Source organism: Cystobacter fuscus (genome assembly GCF_002305875.1).
Classification (GTDB): domain Bacteria; phylum Myxococcota; class Myxococcia; order Myxococcales; family Myxococcaceae; genus Cystobacter; species Cystobacter fuscus_A.
Window position 1 is genome coordinate 2,955,020 of record NZ_CP022098.1, and the last position, 15,868, is coordinate 2,970,887.

The 15,868-nt window shown below is 69.7% G+C and carries 16 protein-coding genes, 4 tRNA genes and 1 other RNA gene; 8 read left to right on the plus strand and 13 right to left on the minus strand.

Features of this window, described 5'->3' with window-relative positions; genetic code table 11:
- Positions 1–51 precede the first annotated feature (51 nt).
- The 6 genes from CYFUS_RS12240 (at position 52) to CYFUS_RS12265 (ending at position 6,283) form a co-directional block, all read left to right on the plus strand.
- Complete coding sequence (locus CYFUS_RS12240) at positions 52–1,272, plus strand: RsmB/NOP family class I SAM-dependent RNA methyltransferase (protein WP_198316556.1); 1,221 nt, start codon at positions 52–54, stop codon at positions 1,270–1,272.
- Between the two features lie 86 nt (positions 1,273–1,358).
- The gene (locus tag CYFUS_RS12245; RefSeq protein ID WP_095985385.1) at positions 1,359–2,258 is read left to right on the plus strand and encodes a S66 peptidase family protein; all 900 of its coding nucleotides are present in this window, start codon (positions 1,359–1,361) and stop codon (positions 2,256–2,258) included.
- Positions 2,255–3,430 carry a serine hydrolase domain-containing protein gene (locus tag CYFUS_RS12250; RefSeq protein ID WP_095985386.1) on the plus strand — a complete coding sequence of 392 codons (1,176 nt, stop codon included), beginning with the start codon at positions 2,255–2,257 and terminating at the stop codon, positions 3,428–3,430. Before CYFUS_RS12245 ends, CYFUS_RS12250 begins: the two co-directional genes overlap by 4 nt.
- Positions 3,423–4,889 carry a UDP-N-acetylmuramate:L-alanyl-gamma-D-glutamyl-meso-diaminopimelate ligase gene (gene mpl / locus CYFUS_RS12255; protein WP_095985387.1) on the plus strand — a complete coding sequence of 489 codons (1,467 nt, stop codon included), beginning with the start codon at positions 3,423–3,425 and terminating at the stop codon, positions 4,887–4,889. Before CYFUS_RS12250 ends, mpl begins: the two co-directional genes overlap by 8 nt.
- Positions 4,890–4,892: 3 nt before the next feature.
- On the plus strand, positions 4,893–5,429 hold the full coding sequence (locus CYFUS_RS12260) for a TlpA family protein disulfide reductase (protein ID WP_095985388.1): 537 nt from the start codon (positions 4,893–4,895) through the stop codon (positions 5,427–5,429).
- A 29-nt stretch (positions 5,430–5,458) separates the two neighbouring features.
- Positions 5,459–6,283, plus strand: a complete 825-nt coding sequence (locus CYFUS_RS12265; protein ID WP_095985389.1) for an inositol monophosphatase family protein — start codon at positions 5,459–5,461, stop codon at positions 6,281–6,283.
- Here CYFUS_RS12265 and CYFUS_RS12270 read toward each other — a convergent pair.
- From CYFUS_RS12270 to mglB, 3 genes are all read right to left on the minus strand, one after another.
- Positions 6,274–6,723, minus strand: a complete 450-nt coding sequence (locus tag CYFUS_RS12270; protein WP_095985390.1) for a cyclic nucleotide-binding domain-containing protein — start codon at positions 6,721–6,723, stop codon at positions 6,274–6,276. The genes CYFUS_RS12265 and CYFUS_RS12270 overlap by 10 nt on opposite strands.
- A 109-nt stretch (positions 6,724–6,832) precedes the next feature.
- Complete coding sequence (gene mglA / locus CYFUS_RS12275; protein ID WP_002626752.1) at positions 6,833–7,420, minus strand: gliding-motility regulator Ras-like GTPase MglA; 588 nt, start codon at positions 7,418–7,420, stop codon at positions 6,833–6,835.
- 11 nt (positions 7,421–7,431) lie between these two features.
- Complete coding sequence (gene mglB, locus CYFUS_RS12280; protein ID WP_002626753.1) at positions 7,432–7,911, minus strand: gliding-motility regulator GTPase-activating protein MglB; 480 nt, start codon at positions 7,909–7,911, stop codon at positions 7,432–7,434.
- 428 nt (positions 7,912–8,339) lie between these two features.
- On the opposite strand from mglB, the gene CYFUS_RS12285 reads away from it, so the two are divergent.
- Positions 8,340–9,989 (plus strand): protein kinase domain-containing protein, encoded by a 1,650-nt coding sequence (locus CYFUS_RS12285; RefSeq protein WP_095985391.1) that lies wholly within the window; start codon positions 8,340–8,342, stop codon positions 9,987–9,989.
- A gap of 13 nt (positions 9,990–10,002) precedes the next feature.
- Here CYFUS_RS12285 and recR read toward each other — a convergent pair whose 3' ends face one another.
- The 4 genes from recR to dnaX form a co-directional block, all read right to left on the minus strand.
- Positions 10,003–10,596 (minus strand): recombination mediator RecR, encoded by a 594-nt coding sequence (gene recR / locus CYFUS_RS12290; RefSeq protein WP_095985392.1) that lies wholly within the window; start codon positions 10,594–10,596, stop codon positions 10,003–10,005.
- A 6-nt stretch (positions 10,597–10,602) separates the two neighbouring features.
- Positions 10,603–10,920, minus strand: coding sequence for a YbaB/EbfC family nucleoid-associated protein (locus tag CYFUS_RS12295; RefSeq protein WP_002626759.1), 318 nt, complete (start codon positions 10,918–10,920; stop codon positions 10,603–10,605).
- 90 nt (positions 10,921–11,010) lie between these two features.
- Positions 11,011–11,802: a DNA polymerase III subunit gamma/tau gene (locus CYFUS_RS12300; protein WP_232537518.1), complete on the minus strand. Its 792-nt coding sequence runs from the start codon at positions 11,800–11,802 to the stop codon at positions 11,011–11,013.
- Positions 11,803–11,889: 87 nt separating this feature from the next.
- Positions 11,890–13,104 carry a DNA polymerase III subunit gamma/tau gene (dnaX, locus tag CYFUS_RS12305; RefSeq protein ID WP_095985394.1) on the minus strand — a complete coding sequence of 405 codons (1,215 nt, stop codon included), beginning with the start codon at positions 13,102–13,104 and terminating at the stop codon, positions 11,890–11,892.
- Between the two features lie 267 nt (positions 13,105–13,371).
- Between dnaX and CYFUS_RS12310 the strand changes: the two genes are divergently transcribed.
- Entirely contained in the window at positions 13,372–14,739 is a 1,368-nt protein-coding gene (locus CYFUS_RS12310; protein ID WP_232537519.1) for a glycosyltransferase family 39 protein, read from the plus strand.
- 70 nt (positions 14,740–14,809) lie between these two features.
- On the opposite strand, the gene ffs is transcribed toward CYFUS_RS12310, so the two are convergent.
- From ffs to CYFUS_RS12340, 6 genes are all read right to left on the minus strand, one after another.
- An RNA gene (gene ffs, locus CYFUS_RS12315) (signal recognition particle sRNA small type) lies at positions 14,810–14,898 on the minus strand.
- A 25-nt stretch (positions 14,899–14,923) separates the two neighbouring features.
- A tRNA-Ser gene (locus CYFUS_RS12320) sits at positions 14,924–15,010 on the minus strand.
- Between the two features lie 13 nt (positions 15,011–15,023).
- Positions 15,024–15,110, minus strand: a tRNA-Ser gene (locus tag CYFUS_RS12325).
- A gap of 5 nt (positions 15,111–15,115) precedes the next feature.
- Positions 15,116–15,583 (minus strand): tRNA adenosine(34) deaminase TadA, encoded by a 468-nt coding sequence (tadA, locus tag CYFUS_RS12330; protein WP_071905325.1) that lies wholly within the window; start codon positions 15,581–15,583, stop codon positions 15,116–15,118.
- 26 nt (positions 15,584–15,609) lie between these two features.
- Positions 15,610–15,686: transfer RNA gene (locus tag CYFUS_RS12335), tRNA-Arg, on the minus strand.
- An 88-nt stretch (positions 15,687–15,774) separates the two neighbouring features.
- Positions 15,775–15,864, minus strand: a tRNA-Ser gene (locus CYFUS_RS12340).
- Positions 15,865–15,868 lie beyond the last annotated feature (4 nt).

Here is a 15,868-nt window from a genome sequence, read left to right on the forward strand (position 1 = left end):
CTGTCAACAACCTGTTTCGACCCACTCGCACGACTTCGCTCGATTCCCTGGTTGGCCCTCGAAGGACTCGCCTCCCTCGTCACCGCCTCCCTCTCCCTGGTCCTCTCGGGCCAGCCCGTGGAACGCGCCCTCGACCGCACCCTCCGCGCCCATCGCCACCTCTCGCGCGACCAGCGCCAGGTCCTCGCCGAGGCCCTCTTCAACGTCTCCCTGTGGCGCCGCCGGCTCGGTTTCCATCTCGGTACCCCGGTGGACCCCCCCGCGTCCTCCCTCCTCTACGCCTTCCTGCACCTGCTCGCGGGCCTTCCGTCCGATGTGGCCGCGCGGCTCGCCGAGGTTGGTACACCGCCTCCACCCCTTGTCCCGGACGTGCCTCCGTCCCTCGCCCTGCGCTGCTCCCTCCCCGATTGGCTCGCCGACCACTTCGCCCGGGAGTGGGGCCCCGCCGCCGAGGACTTCTGTGCCCACCTCAATGTCCCCGGCCCCGTCACCCTCCGCGTCAACCGCCTGCGCACCGACCGCGACTCCCTCCAGGCCCGGCTGCGCTCCGAGGGCGTCGAGACCCAGCCCGGGCTCCTCAGCCCCCTGGCGCTCCACGTCGTCGGCCCCCGGCCCAACCTCTATGGGCTCGCCTCCCTGCGCGAGGGTCTCTTCGAGGTGCAGGACGAGGGCAGTCAGCTCCTGGGGCTGCTCGTCGAGCCTCATCCCGGCGAGACCGTTCTCGACCTGTGCGCGGGGGCGGGGGGCAAGACGCTCCAGCTCGGTGCCGCCATGGAGAACCAGGGCCGGTTGCTGGCGTATGACCCGGATGCCGGGCGGCTCGACCGCCTCCTGCAGCGCTGTGCCCGGGCGGGCGTCTCGAATGTCCACGTGCTGCGCGCTCCCCCCGAGAGACTGCTCGTGGACCGGGTATTGGTGGATGCCCCGTGCTCGGAACTCGGTCCCCTGCGGCGTGGACCGGACCTGCGCTTCCGTCTCGCGCCGTCCTCCCTGTCCGAGCTGCCCCGGGTCCAGCGGGAGATCCTCGACCGGACCCGCTCGCTCGTGCGCCCGGGAGGCCGCCTCGTCTACGCGACCTGTACCGTCAACCGCGCGGAGAACGAGGACCTGGTGCTCGGGTTCCTGCGGGACGCTCCCGAGTTCCGGCTCGTGCCGGCGGAGGGGTCCGGTGCTCTGGGCTCGTGCGCCCGGGATGGCTTCTGGGTCTGCGCGCCGCACCTGCACGGCTGCGATGCCTTCTTCGCCGCCGTGCTGGAGCGGACCGAGGGGTAGGCTGGAGAGCGGGGAGGGAGGTTGTCGTCTGGACAGCCCCTGTTCGAAGCACGGGCGCATCGCGTCCCGGGTGGTATGAAGCGCCTGTGCGTTGGCTCAAACCCCTTCCCCTGCGTCCTCGCGACACCGTCCAGGTCGTCGCCCCCGCCGGCCCCTTCGACGTCCAGGCGTTCGAGAAGGGTCTGGAGGTGCTCGGACAGCGCTACACGCCCACCTATCGGCCGGATCTCTATGACGCGTGGCGCTACCTCGCCGGGAGCGATGCCCGCCGGGCCGAGGAGCTGTCCGCGGCGCTCTCCGACACCTCGTCCCGCGCCATCTTCTGTGCCCGGGGCGGCTACGGCTCCATGCGTCTGTTGCCGTCGCTGTCCTTCAAGGATCTCGCCCCCTCCGCCCTGGTGGGCTTCTCCGACATGACTTCCCTGCACGCGGTGCTCCAGGCCTCGGGGCGCGTCTCCATCCACGGGCCCGTCGTCACCCACCTGGGGATCCAGCCCCCCGCCGTCCAGGACTACCTCTTCCGTCTCCTCGAGTCCCCCGAGCCTCCGCCGCCCCTGCAAGGCACGACCCTCTATGTTCCGGGCGTCGTCGAGGGGCCGCTGCTCGGGGGCAACCTCTCCGTCTTCTCGCGGCTGCTGGGCACGCCCTACCTGCCGCCGCTCGATGGCGCCATCCTCCTGCTCGAGGACGTGGGCGAGAAGCCCTACCGGCTCGACCGGATGTGGACGCACTTGCGGCTCGCGGGCGTCTTCGATCGTGTGCGTGGCATCGTGCTCGGCCAGTTCACCGACTGCGAGAACAAGGACTCGCCCTACGGCTCCGCGGATGTCCTGCGCTCGCTCGCCGAGGAGACGGGACTGCCGTGCGCGGCGGGCTTCCCCATCGGCCACGACACGCCCAACTATCCCGTCGCCCTGGGCACCCACGTGCGCTTGGACGCCGGCGCCGCCCTCCTCACCTTCCTCGAGGGCGCGGTCCAGGCATGAGCTCCCATCCCATCGCCCAGCTCCAGCAGGTGCTCGACGAGGCCGTCACGCTCGGCATCTTCCCGTCCGCCCAGGCCGTGGTGTTGCACCGGGGCGTCCAGGTCTTCGGCGGGGTGGCGGGGCCCGTCACCGGCGACACGCGTTTCGATCTGGCGTCCCTCACCAAGGTGCTCAACACCACGGCGCTCTTCCTGCGGCTGTGGACCGAGGGCAAGGTGGGCCCCGAGACGCCCGTGGCGCGCTTCTTCCCCGGCTCGCCCGTGGGGGACGCCGGCGCCACCGTGGCGGACCTGCTCTACCACCGCTCGGGTCTGCCCCCCTTCGTGCCCTTCTTCGCCGAGGCGCTCACCTCCACTCCCGAGCTGTTGGACCCCGCCTGTTCCTCCACCACGCGCGCCCGGGTCCGGGACGAGGTGATCCAGGCCGCCGCGCGCACGCCGCTCGCGGCCCCGTGGCGCACCCGCACCGCCTACAGCGACGTGGGCTTCATCCTCCTCGGGGAGATCCTCGCCCGGGTGGGTGGGGCGCCTCTGGACATCCTCTTCTCGCGCCATGTCGCCGGGCCTCTCGGGCTCGGCGCGCGCTACCACCGGCTCACGGATTTTCCCACGGATGGCCTCGTCGCGCCCACGGGGGCCACCCGTCCTCGCGAGCCCGCTCCCGGTCAGGAGACGATGTGGGGCGAGCTTCCGTCCCGGCCCTCCGTCCTCGGCGAGGTGGATGACGACAACGCCTGGGTGCTGGACGGTGTGAGCGGCCATGCGGGCCTCTTCGGCACCGCGGTGGACGTGGCGCGCTTCGGCCAGGCCATCCTCGCCGGGTGCGCGGGGGACGCGGCGATCGCCCCCGGGCCGCTGTGGTTCCGCGCGCTGGCCACGGATCCGCTCCTGCCGGGCAGCACGCGCTCCATGGGGTTCGACTCTCCCTCCGAGGGCCTGTCCAGCGCGGGCCACTTCATCGGTGACACGCCTCCGGGCGCGGTGGGCCATCTGGGCTTCACCGGTACCAGTCTCTGGGTGGACCTGCGCCGCTCGCTCGTGGTGGCGCTCGTCACCAACCGCGTGGCGCACGGCCGCAAGGAAGTGCGCATCCGCGACTTCCGCCCCATCTTTCATGACCTCGTCGTGGATTCCCTCGGGCTCGACGACCTCACCCCGAAAGCACATGGCTGACGACAACGGCAACGTCCTCGACACCCTCTCTCCCGGCGCGGTGCGCCGCATCCACCTCATCGGCGTGGCCGGCACGGGCATGGGCTCGTTCGCGGGCATGCTCAAGGCCGCGGGCTACGACGTCACCGGCAGCGACGAGAACGTCTACCCGCCCATGAGCGACATGCTGCGCGCCTGGGGCATCCAGGCGCTCACGCCCTACAAGCCGGAGAACCTCGACGTGGTCCGGCCGGACCTGGTCATCGTCGGCAACGTCATCCGCCGGGTGAATCCCGAGGCCACCGCCGTGCGCGAGCGCCGCCTGCCGCAGATGAGCTTCCCGGCCGCGCTGGGCTCGCTCTTCCTGGAGCACGCGCACTCGGTGGTGGTGGCGGGCACCCACGGCAAGACGACCACGTCCTCGCTGATGGCCCACGTCCTGGTGGAGGCGGGGAGGGATCCGTCCTTCCTCGTGGGCGGCGTCACCCAGAACTACGCGGGCAACTACCGGGTGGGCAAGGGCGCGCACTTCGTCGTCGAGGGCGACGAGTACGACACCGTCTACTGGGACAAGGGCTCCAAGTTCCTGCACTACCGGCCCAAGACGGCCATCCTCACGAGCGTGGAGTTCGACCACGCGGACATCTTCCGCGACCTGCCGCACTACGAGTCCACCTTCGACAAGTTCGTCCGGCTCATCCCCAAGGACGGCCGGCTGGTGGTGTGTGCCGCGTACCCCAACGCGGTGAAGCTCGCGCGGGCGTGCCCGGGTGAGGTCATCACCTATGTGGCCCGCGAGGGCGCCGAGGCCGACTACACCCCGCGCAACGTGCGCTTCGGTCCCGAGGGCGCGCGCTTCGAGGTGGTGGAGCGGGGCAGCGTGCTGGGCACCGCGCTGGTGACGCTCTCCGGCATGCACAACGTGGAGAACACGCTGAGCGTCATCGCCGCGGCGCGGGGGTTGGGTCTGTCGTTCGAGGAGATCTGCCGGGGGCTCGCCACCTTCCAGGGCGTGAAGCGGCGCCAGGAGGTGCGCGCGGAGGTGGGCGGCATCCTCGTGGTGGACGACTTCGCGCACCATCCCACGGCGGTGCGCGAGACGATCGCCGCCATCCGCCACCGCTACCCGGAGCGCCGGCTGTGGGCCATCTTCGAGCCCCGATCGAACACGAGCCGCCGCAACATCCACCAGGAGGACTACGCCCACGCCTTCACCGGCGCCGCGCGTGCGAGCCTCAAGGTGCCCGAGCGCCATGACAAGGTGCCCGTGGACCAGGAACTGGACGTGCCCCGTGTCATCGAGGCGCTCAAGGCGCAGGGCATCGCCGCCGACTCCACGGTGGACGTGCCCTCGCTCGTGGAGCGCGTGGCGCGCGAGTCCCAGCCGGGTGACGTGTTGCTCGTCATGAGCAATGGCTCCTTCGGGGGCTTCATCGACAAGCTGCTCGCCGCGCTGCGCGCCCGGATGGGGGAGGGCTAGGCCATGCGTTCCATTCGACTCCTGCTGACCTCACTCGCCCTGTCCGGCTGTGTCTCCGCGATGCCGCCGCTCACCGGGTCCGCGCTCCGCACCTCCCAGGCGGGTCTGGGGGGAGGCGAGCCGTTGGAGTTCACCGTCAAGCGCCATCCCGGCGGTGAGCCCTACTCGCTCTCCGAGGATCGCGGCAGCGTGGTGCTCATCGACGTGTGGGCGACCTGGTGCGAGCCCTGCCGCGACGCGCTTCCCCTGTACCAGGAACTGGCGAAGCACTACGGCGCGCGGGGCCTGAAGGTCTACGCGCTCAATGTGGACGAGGACGTGCGCGCCGTGCCGCCCTTCCTGGCGGAGACGAAGGTGGCGCTGCCCGTGCTGCTCGACGCACAGGCGGCGGTGGCGGACAAGGTGCTGCGCGTGCGCGGCCTGCCGACCATGCTGCTGGTCGATCGCAAGGGGCACGTGCGCTACATGCACGAGGGCTTCGCCGAGGAGTACCTCATGAAGTACCAGAACGAGATCGAGGAGTTGCTGTCGGAGCAGTGAACCCGGAGTCCCCTGGAGGAAGTCGTCCCATGTCCGATGAGTCTCCGGCCACGCTGCGCCGTATCGCCGAGGAAGGTGCCCGTCTGGCGGGACGCGTGCTCGCCGAGCGTTTCCATGGCGAGCGCACCATCGAGTACAAGGGGGGCATCGATCTGGTCACCGACGCGGACCGCGCGGCGGAGGCGGCGGTGCTCGGCTTCATCCGCCAGCACTACCCCCACCACTCGGTGCTGGCCGAGGAGAGCGGCGCCTCACAGGGCTCGGGCATCCGGTGGATCGTGGATCCGCTGGATGGCACCACCAACTACGCGCACCAGGTGCCGCACTTCTGCGTGAGCGTGGGGGTGGAGGGTCCGGACGGGCTGCTCGCGGGTGCCATCTATGATCCGATGCTCGAGGAGCTCTTCTCCGCGGCGCGGGGAGAGGGGGCGACGCTCAACGGACGGGCGTTGAAGGTCTCGGGGTGCACGGAGTTCTCGCGCGCCCTGCTGTGCACGGGCTTTCCCTATGACGTGCACCACAAGCCCGAGGGGCCGCTGGGGATGTTGCGGCGCTTCATCGTCCGGGCGCAGGGCATGCGGCGCACGGGCAGCGCCGCGTTGGATCTGGCGTACGTGGCGGCGGGGCGCTTCGACGGCTACTTCGAGTTTGGCCTCAAGCCCTGGGACGAGGCGGCGGGAGCGCTGCTGGTGGCGGAGGCGGGTGGGGTGATGGTGCGCATCGACGGGGAGCCGTACCGGGTGGGCTACGGGGACGTGCTCGCGTGCGCGCCGGGCCTGGCACCGCAGTTCATCGCCGAGAGCAAGGGCTTCCTCGCGGACATCGGCTGGAGCCCCCGCGCGTTTCAGCCCTGACGGGCGGACAGCCGGGCGTTGGCCTCGCGCACCCGGGCCGACAGGATGCGCGCGATGTTGAGCACGACGAAGGTGAAGCCGTCGCGGTGCTGCTGCCGGAAGGTGGCGAGGTGCTCGGTGGTGAGCCGCAACAGCTCCGTGTCCGTGCGTACCCGCACGGTGGCGGAGCGGTCCTCGAGATCGATGAGGCTCATCTCTCCGAAGAAGCCCGGCGCGCCGAGCACCGTGAGGGGCCGGGACACGCCGCCGCCATCCCGCCGCGTCAGCTCCACTTCTCCCCGGGCGATGAGGTAGAGGCAGTCTCCGCGCTCGCCCTCCTCGAACACCACGTCCCCGGCGCAGTAGCGCCGCTGCTCGGACAGCTCGGCCAGGTAGGCGAGTTCCGCGCTGGAGAGCATCTCGAACAACGGCGATGACGACACGACGGCCAGCTTCTCCATGTCTCCCGTCCCCCCGGGACTCAGGTGGCTGGCCCGGAGTCTACTCCGTGCGCATCCGTCCACTGGCGAAGGCCGCCTGGGCCTCGCCCCCGGGTTGGGCGGGAAACACCTAGCCGCCCTTCTTGAGCTCCGTGAGCACCAGCTTGGCCACGGCCTTGAGCGTGTCGAAGACGCCCACGCCCGTGGGGGCCACCGCCTGGTACTCGGGGATGTTGCGCGCGTTGAGCGTCTTGTGCATCTCCTCCATCGAGACCGCGTTGGGCAGGTCGCGCTTGTTGTACTGCATGACGGAGGGGATCTTGTTCAGGTCGTAGCCCTGCTCGGCCAGGTTGATGCGCAGGTTCTCCAACGACTCCATGTTGGCTTCCATGCGCTCGACCTGGCTGTCGGCCACGAACACCACGCCGTCCACGCCCTTGAGGATGAGCTTGCGGCTGGCGTCGTAGAAGACCTGACCGGGCACCGTGTACAGGTGGAAGCGCGTCTTGAAGCCGCGGATCTCCCCGAGCGACAGCGGCAGGAAGTCGAAGAAGAGCGTGCGGTCCGTCTCCGTGGAGAGCGAGATGAGCTTGCCCTTCGTCTCCGCGGCGGTCTTGTTGTAGATGTACTGCAGGTTCGTCGTCTTCCCGCACAACCCGGGACCGTAGTAGACGATCTTGCAGTTGATTTCGCGAGACGAGTAGTTGATGAAGGACATGGCTTCTCGGATTACTCGCTGAAGAGGTTGTCGATATCGTCGTCGGAAATCTCGGCGAACGGAGAGCCGACACCGGGACCATCGGTCTTCTTCACGAGGCTCTCGAAGATCTTGGTCAGTTCGTCGCTGGCCTTCTTGATGCGCAGGCGCACCAGGCCGAGACTCGTGCGGTTGTCGAAGATGACGACCAGGACCACGCGGCTGCCCACGATGGTCATGTAGAGCGAGTCCTTGGCCCCCTCGTGGAACTGATGGGGGAACTCGTTCTCGCCAATCAGCTTGGCCAAGCCGCCCATCGCCGCCACGTTGCCGGCCGTCAGCGAGGCCAGTGACGTGGTGTCGATGTTCTGGGTCTGCCCCGCGGAAGAGATGAGCTGACCGTTCTTGTCGACGAGGAACACCACCTTCGCGTTCGCGTCCTTGGTCAGCCGGTCGCAAACCGCGTTGATCTTGGTGAACTCCTCTTCGTACATCACCAATTGCGTGCCCATGGGCGTTTACGCTCCTACGCGTCTCGCTCGACCTGTGCTTCGGCGGCCCCTGCCGGTTTCCGGAGTGAATTTCGGAGGTTAGGTGCGGTGCTCCCGACCCGGGGAGCTTTAGCAAAGCCCCTGCCACCCCGCAAGAAGCCGCCACCTTCTGTGCGCAGTGGTCCGCGCGCCGGGCGACCGTGCGCGTGCAGGGGGGAGGGGAAGGCCGTCATCGGGAGGGGAGCATCATCCATGCGAAGGGGATTTCAAAATTCCGGATGGATCCACCCATTACCGGGGAAATCATCCGGTATCCACTATACTGCGCCCATCGGGGTCCGCTCGAACTTCGAACGCGTCTCACCCCCCTCCTTCTTGCGCTCGGCGGGGGGGCGGCTTCCAGGCCAGGCGTCCCCCCGTGTGCGAAGGCGAACACGCCCCGCTTGCCCATGACGGAAACTCCTCCTCCCCCGGCGGACCCCACCACTCCGGGCCCATGGATACGCCAGGCCTTCGGGCCGTACGTGCTCCGGCGCAAGCTGGCCGAGGGCGGAATGGCGGAAATCTTCCTCGCCCGGCGCTCGGACGGACAGGACGGGGCGCGCGAGGTCGTCATCAAGCGGATCCGCCAGGCGCTGGTGGGCCAGCCGGACTTCCTGGAGATGCTGCGCCAGGAGGGCCGCCTGGCGACGCAACTGGTGCACTCCCACCTGGTGCGCGTGTACGAGCAGGGGAGCGTGGAGGGCCGCGCCTACCTCTGCATGGAGTGGCTCGCCGGCGAGGACTTCTCCACCCTGGTGCGCCTGGCGAGCCTGCGCGGGGAGTTCATGCCGGTGCCCCTGGTGCTGCGGGTGCTCGCCGACGCGGCGCGTGGGTTGCACTACGCGCACGACTTCGTCGACGCCTCGGGCCAGCCGCTGAACATCGTCCACCGCGACGTGTCACCCTCCAACCTGTACGTGACGTTCGAGGGGCAGGTGAAGGTGCTGGACTTCGGCGTCGCCCAGGCGGGAGGGGCCGCCACGCGCCCGGGAGAGATGAAGGGCAAGGTCATCTACATGGCGCCCGAGCAGGCCCTGGGCGGGGTGGTGGACCGGCGCGCGGATGTCTTCTCCCTGGGCGTGTGCCTCTACGAGGCCCTCACCCATGTGCGCCCCTTCGCCCGGGAGCGGGACGCGGCGGTGCTGGATGCGCTGCGCGAGGGGGACTTCCCACGCCCGCGCGCCCTGCGGCCCGAGCTGTCCCCGGAGCTGGAGGCGGTGGTGCTCAAGGCGATGGCCCCCGCGCCCGCGCGCCGCCATGGCTCCGCTGCCGAGTTCGCCGACGCGCTCGAGCGGCTGCTGTCGCGTGAGTACCCTCCGGCGACTCCCACCCACCTCGCCGCGTACCTGCGCACGAGCGTGGGCGAGGAGCGCTACCGGGAGAAGACGTTCGTCCCGCCGTTCGACCCGTCCGGGAAGGGGGGCGGCTCCAAGGTGGTGCGCTCCCCGATGGTCACGGACGCTCCGCGACGGAGGTCCGGGCCGCCTGGCGGGTGGCCGCCGTGGGCCGCCGGGGCGCTGGCGCTGTGCCTGGTGGGCGTGGGGGCCGTGCTCGTCTCGCGTCGGGCCTCCACCCCAGCGCTTTCCCCCGTCCAGGAGACTCCCTCCCTGGCCCAGGTGGAGAGCGGTGCTCCGAAGCCCGAGTCCCTCGCGGACGCGGGGACCCGGTCGCCTCTCGCGGATCCTGCCGACAAGGAGGCGCCCAGGACACGGCAGGCGGGGCGGGGCTCTTCCCGGCAGGCGTCCGCGTCGGGCAAGGGCAAGGTGCCTGCCTCGTTGGAGGTCGCGGACATCCAGCGCGTGGTGACGCGCAACCGGGCGAGCTACCTGTCCTGCTTCGAGCGGCACAAGGAGGACCTGCGCGCGGACGAGGGCGAGGTGCGGATGCGCTTCACCATCCAGTCCTCGGGCCGGGCGGAGACGAGCACCCAGGGCGCGCTGGCGGAGCGCCCGCTGGGCAAGTGCCTGGAGCAGCGGTTGAACCGGTTGCGTTTTCCCGCGCACCGCGGTGACGCGGTGACGGTGGTGCTGCCGCTGGGCTACCGCGTCACGCGCTAGCCCGTCCGGGACGCTAGAGATCGCGCCGGGCGCTGAGGGCCTTGGCGAGCGTGGCCTGGTCGGCGTACTCGAGGTCTCCCCCCATGGGCAGACCCTGGGCGATGCGGCTCACGCGGATGCCTGCGGGCTTGAGCAGGCGCGTGAGGTAGAGCGCGGTGGCCTCGCCCTCCACGTCGGGGTTGGTGGCGAGGATGATCTCCTCCACCCGCCCATCCCCGAGCCGCTCGAGCAGCTCCTTGATGCGCAGCTGCTCGGGCCCCACGCCGTCCAGGGGCGAGAGCACGCCGTGCAGCACGTGGTAGCGCCCCTTGAACTCGCGCGTGCGCTCCAGGGCCATCAGGTCCGCGAAGGACTCCACCACGCACACCACGCGGTCATCGCGCCGCTGATCCTGGCAGAAGCCGCACAGGTGCGCGTCGGTGAGGGAGAAGCACCGGCCACACAGGTGCACCTTCTCCTTCACCTCGCGGATGGCCTGCGACAGGTCCATGGCGTATTCGCCCGGGGCACGCAGGATGTGGAAGGCGAGGCGCTGGGCGGTCTTCTCCCCGATGCCGGGGAGCTTCGCGAGCTGGGCGACCAGGCGGTTGAGAGGATCAGGCGTCATTCGAGCTCACGTAACACCGGGGATCTTCACTCCGCCCGAGATCTTGCCCAACTCCCGCTGCATCTTCTCGCGGCTGCTCGCCAGGGCGGCGTTGACGGCGGCGGTCACCAGGTCCTCGAGCAGGCCCAGGTCGTTCGGGTCCACCAGGGACTTGTCGATCTTGATGCTGCGCACTTCCTGCACGCAGTTGGCCACCACCTTGACCCGGCCGTCGCCGGCCTGCGCCTCGACGGTCTCCTCGGCCAACTCCTTCTTGCGCTGCTCGATCTTCTCCGTGAGCTTGTTGGCCTGACGGATGAAGTAGTTCAGGTCGATGCCGGGCATGTGCTTCCTCTTGGGGCGTGCGAGCGGGCGGGACACGCGCCCGCTCGGGGTGAATCGGAGCGCGCACCCTAGCGTCGGTCGAGCGCGTTGTCAGGGGCTCTCGTCAGGAGACTCGCTCGTCGGGGCAGCCACCGGACGCACGGGCAGGTCGTAGACCTGGATGTGTTCGATCTCCCCGCCGAGCAGCTTGAGGGTGGCACGCACCGCGGGATGGGCGCGAACCCGGCCCTCGGTGCTCTTCTCGTACGCGGCCCGCTCGGAGGCATCCTGCTCGGCGAGGCTGATGAGTCCCGCGCCCGTGCCCGGGCCGCTGTCCCCCTCCGCCACCTTGTCGCCCTCCGCGCAGTCCTGCACCACGAGCTTCGTGGGGCGGCCGAAGTGCTCGGAGAGGGCCTTCTCGACGATGGCGCGCCCGGTGCCCGAGACCGTGGTCTTGTGGAAGCCATCCTTGGGCGGGTAGGCGATGGCCACCTCTCCCTCGCGGATCCACAAGAGGCGGCCACAGGCGAGCGACTTGGCGTGCCGGCCCGAGGCCTGACGCATGGTGTCCACGGCCGCGCGCCACCGGTCCTGGAGCGGACGCCGGGGATTGTCGCGGCCAGACATGGCCATGGAGGCCATGTGCAGGGGCGCTCCCCGGTGGGTGGTGGGCTCGATGGACGGGGCCTCCATGGGCGGAGGCTCGGGTTCGCTCGAGGGGGCGAACTCGCTCTGGGGCGGAGGCGGCTCGTCCGGGAGGCACTCGCCGGACGCGCAGCCGTCGGCCGGGCCCTCCTCGGGAAAGTAGCGCTCGTCCTCGACGGGAGGCGGCTCCGGCGTGGGAAGTGGCGCCCGCGGGGGAGGCCGCACGTTCGTCACGCGCACCACGGGTTGGGCGGGCACGGGGCTCGCCGGAGGCAGGTCACGGGCGATCGCGGCCGGGCGCGGGGCTCGGCCACGGGAGGGCGGGGGGCGGGCGCGGGCGCGCGCTCAGTGGGCGCGAAAGTTGGCCGGGCTGGAGCGACCTCCGGGCGCTCCAGGGGCTACCTTGTGGCCGTCCTCGGCGCCCAGGCCGGCGGCGAGACGATCCACGCGCGCGAGCAGGTCCGGGATGGAGCCGGCGGGCGAGAGCTGGATGGCCTTGAGCAGGGCCATCTCCAACGCGAGTCGGGGCTGGGCCGCGCGCGACACGTCCCACACGCACCCGTGCACGATGTCGAAGAGGCGGGAGATCTGCGCCGCGTCCGCGTCCTTGGCGAGCGCGCTGAGCGCGGTGCGCTCGGTCTCGGCGAGCTCCGTGGGGGCCTCGCCCAGCGTCTTGGCCACGAAGAGGTGGCGCAGTTGCAGGGCGAGCTCCTCCGTGAGCCGCTTGAGATCCGTGCCGCGGTTGAAGACCTCCTCCACGCGCTCGAGCACGCGTCTGGCGTCCTTGCGCACCAGGGCCTCGGCGAAGTCCTGCACCACCGTGCGATCGATGGCGCCCAGGGCATCGGCCACGGCCTCGTCGCTGGGGTTGGCGCCACAGGCGGAGAAGATCTGATCCAGGAGGCTGAGCGAGTCGCGCATGCCGCCCTCGGACTGGCGCACCACCATGGAGAGCGCCCGCTCGGAGATGGCGACCTTCTCCTGCTCGCAGATGTACTTGAGCCGATCGAGCATCACCTTGGCGGGGATGCGCCGGAAGTTGTGGCGCTGGCAGCGCGAGAGGATGGTGTCCGGGAGCTTGTGTGCCTCGGTGGTCGCGAAGATGAACTTCACGTGGCCGGGCGGCTCCTCCAGCGTCTTGAGGAGCGCGTTGAACGCCGCCCCCGAGAGCATGTGGACCTCGTCGATGATGTAGATCTTGTGCCGGTCGCGCTGCGGGAGGTACTTGGCGTTCTCGCGGATCTCCCGGACGTTCTCCACGCCGTTGTTCGAGGCACCGTCGATCTCCGCCACGTCCACCGACGTGCCCGCGGCGATCTCCCGGCACGCCTGGCAGGTGTCACAGGGGTTGGCGGTGGGCCCCTTCTCACAGTTGAGGGCCTTGGCGAGCAGACGGGCGGCGGTCGTCTTGCCCACGCCTCGCGGTCCGCAGAACAGGTAGGCGTGCGCCACCCGGTCCATCTTGATGGCGTTGGCGACGGTGCGGACCACGTGCTCCTGGCCGGTCATGTCGTCGAAAGTCTGCGGGCGCCATTTACGGGCGAGAACGAGGTAGCTCATGGGGGTAGGTGAATCTAACCATGGCGTCCTCTCCAACGCACGTCTTCCGCGCGTTCCACTCGACTTTCGAGGTCACTTCCCGGAAAACGGGGAGACCACTCCGGAAGTCGGGCACTTCACGCGGGGTCGGAGGCGTCGCCCGCCTTGCGCTCGCCCGGGAGGCTAGGGAGAGTCACGCCGAGCCTCCCGATGACCGTTCCCGCGCCGCTGACCCCACTTCCCGCTACCCCTGAACCCATCTCCAGTGCGACTACCCGTCAGGGGGGGATGCCCGCGTGGGGTCCATGGGTGGGGGCGGGCGTGGCGTTGTTGCCCGCGCTGCTCGCGGTGGCGCAGCTCGGGCGCATCCACCCGGACGAGGTGTACCAGTTGTTGGAGCCGGCCTGGTTCCGCGCCCACGGGTATGGCGTCCTGGCGTGGGAGTGGCGGGTGGGCCTGCGCAACTGGGCCGCGCCCCTCGTGGCCTCGGGACTCTTGCGCCTCGCCTCGGTGCTGGGCCTCACGCACCCGGTGGCCTACCGGGCACTGCTCGCCGTCCCCCAGGTGGCCCTGCACGGGTGGATGTTGTGGGCCGCGTACCGCTTCGCCGAGCGGCGCGTCGGACCTCGAGGCGGACTGCTCGCGATGCTCGCCGTGGGCCTCTATGGCCCGGTGCTCGTCTTCGCGGGCCGCACGCTGGGGGAGTCGCTCTCTGGCGCCTTCCTGGTGGTGGCCATGGAGGCCCTGGATCGTCCGGAGCGCTCCGCGCGCGCGGGCCTCGTGGGCGGAGCGGCACTGGGACTGGCGGTAGTGGTGCGCTATGGCTCGGCGGTGATGGTGCTGATGGCGCTCGTCTGGCTGGTGGGAGCCCGGCGGTGGCGGACCCTCGCCTGGACCTGCCTCGCGGGAGGTGTCGTCGCCGTGGGCTTGGGAGTGCTCGACCAGGTGACGTGGGGCCGACCCTTCCACTCGTTCCTGGCCTACGTCGACTTCAACGTCCTCTCGGGCCAGGCGGCGCGACAGTTCGGTGCCTCGCCTCCCTCGTTCTACCTGGGCCCCTGGCTGCGTGGCCTCCCCGGGTGGGTCTGGCTGGTGCTCCCCTTGGTCTGGGCCGCCTGGCGCCAGCGACGCTCCTTGTCCCTGCCTGCCCTGTGCGCGGTGGGCTACCTCACCGCGCTCCTCTTCACCGCCCACAAGGAGGAGCGCTTCCTCTACCCGGGGCTGCTGCTGCTCGTGCTGGCCGCCGCCCCGGTGGCCGCGGGCTTCGTGGTGTCCCGCGAGAGGGCGGCCTGGCGGGCGGTGGGGGGCGCGCTGCTCCTGCTCACCGCGGTGGTGCCGGGCTTCTTCTTCCTCTCGGAGGATCTGCGTGGGGATCAGTTCCGCGCCATCGTCTCGGCCACCCGGAGCGAGGACACGCGGGGCCTGCTCATCGTCAACGAGGGGCTGTGGGGCGCCGGGGGCTTCTTCTACATCGGCAAGAACATCCCCTGGATGACGTGCGACTGGCCCCAGGACGCGAACTTCCAGCGGGCCATGCGGGACACGCGCTTCAACCGTGCCGTCACCTTCGAGGGCCGGGCCCTCGCGGAACTCCAGTCGGCGGGCTTCCGGGTGATGGGGCGGGTGGGGCGCGAGACGATGCTCGCGCGGCCCTGAGCGAGCGGCGGAGCGGGCGGCCAAAAAAGAAGGAGCCGAACTCCCTGGGCAGGGGGCTCGGCTCCTTCACAAGAACGGCCGGGACACACGCGGAGGTGCGCTACCGTTGCTTCCTTCCGGACCTGGCGGGATTCACGTCCCCACGTTGTCCCGACCACAAGCTCTTCAGCTACGACAACAACAACGGAGAGGGTGGGATTCGAACCCACGATACCCTTTCAGATATACACGCGTTCCAGGCGTGCGCCTTCAACCGCTCGGCCACCTCTCCATGAGACTATCTGCGGAGAGCGTAGGATTCGAACCTACGATACCGTTCCCGGTATGCCTGATTTCGAGTCAGGTGCCTTCGACCACTCGGCCAGCTCTCCAATATTCACTTGTCGCGTTTCTTCGCGCGCAGCCGCTCGAAGAAGTCCTTCAAAACCTGGCGGCTCTCGTCCGCCATGATGCCACTCGTGACCTGGAGCCGGTGATTGTGCCGGGGCTCCTCGGCCAGGTTGTAGAGCGAGCCGACAGCGCCCGCCTTGGGATCCGGGGTTCCGAAAACCAGTCGGGTAACCCGGGATTGAACCAGCGCTCCCGCGCACATCGCGCAGGGTTCCAACGTCACATACAGGGTGACACCAGAGAGTCGCCAAGCGTTCAAGGCCTTGGCCGCCGCGTCCATCGCGAAGATTTCCGCGTGAGCCAGGGGGTTGCGGTCGATCTCGCGTCGGTTGAAGCCCGTTCCGATGACCTTGCCATCGTGGACCGCTACCGCGCCGACAGGTACTTCCCCGAGTCCAGCGGCTTCCCGCGCGAGCGCGAGCGCCTGCTGCATGAAAGCTTCGTCCAGACTCATGGGGGGGGAAGAGGACCGGGGAAAGATGGCGCTCCCTGGAGGATTCGAACCTCCGGCCTTCGGATTCGTAGTCCGACGCTCTATCCAGCTGAGCTAAGGGAGCTTGCCGTTTCCTTCTTACCGCTTCCTACAACCACTGCCGACCTACCACAACAACTTTTTTCCGCCTGCTTCTACAACCTTTTGATGAGTGGCGGAGAGAGAGGGATTCGAACCCTCGATACCCTTTCGAGTATGCAGGTTTAGCAAACCTGTGCCTTCAGCCTCTCGGCCATCTCTCCAGTG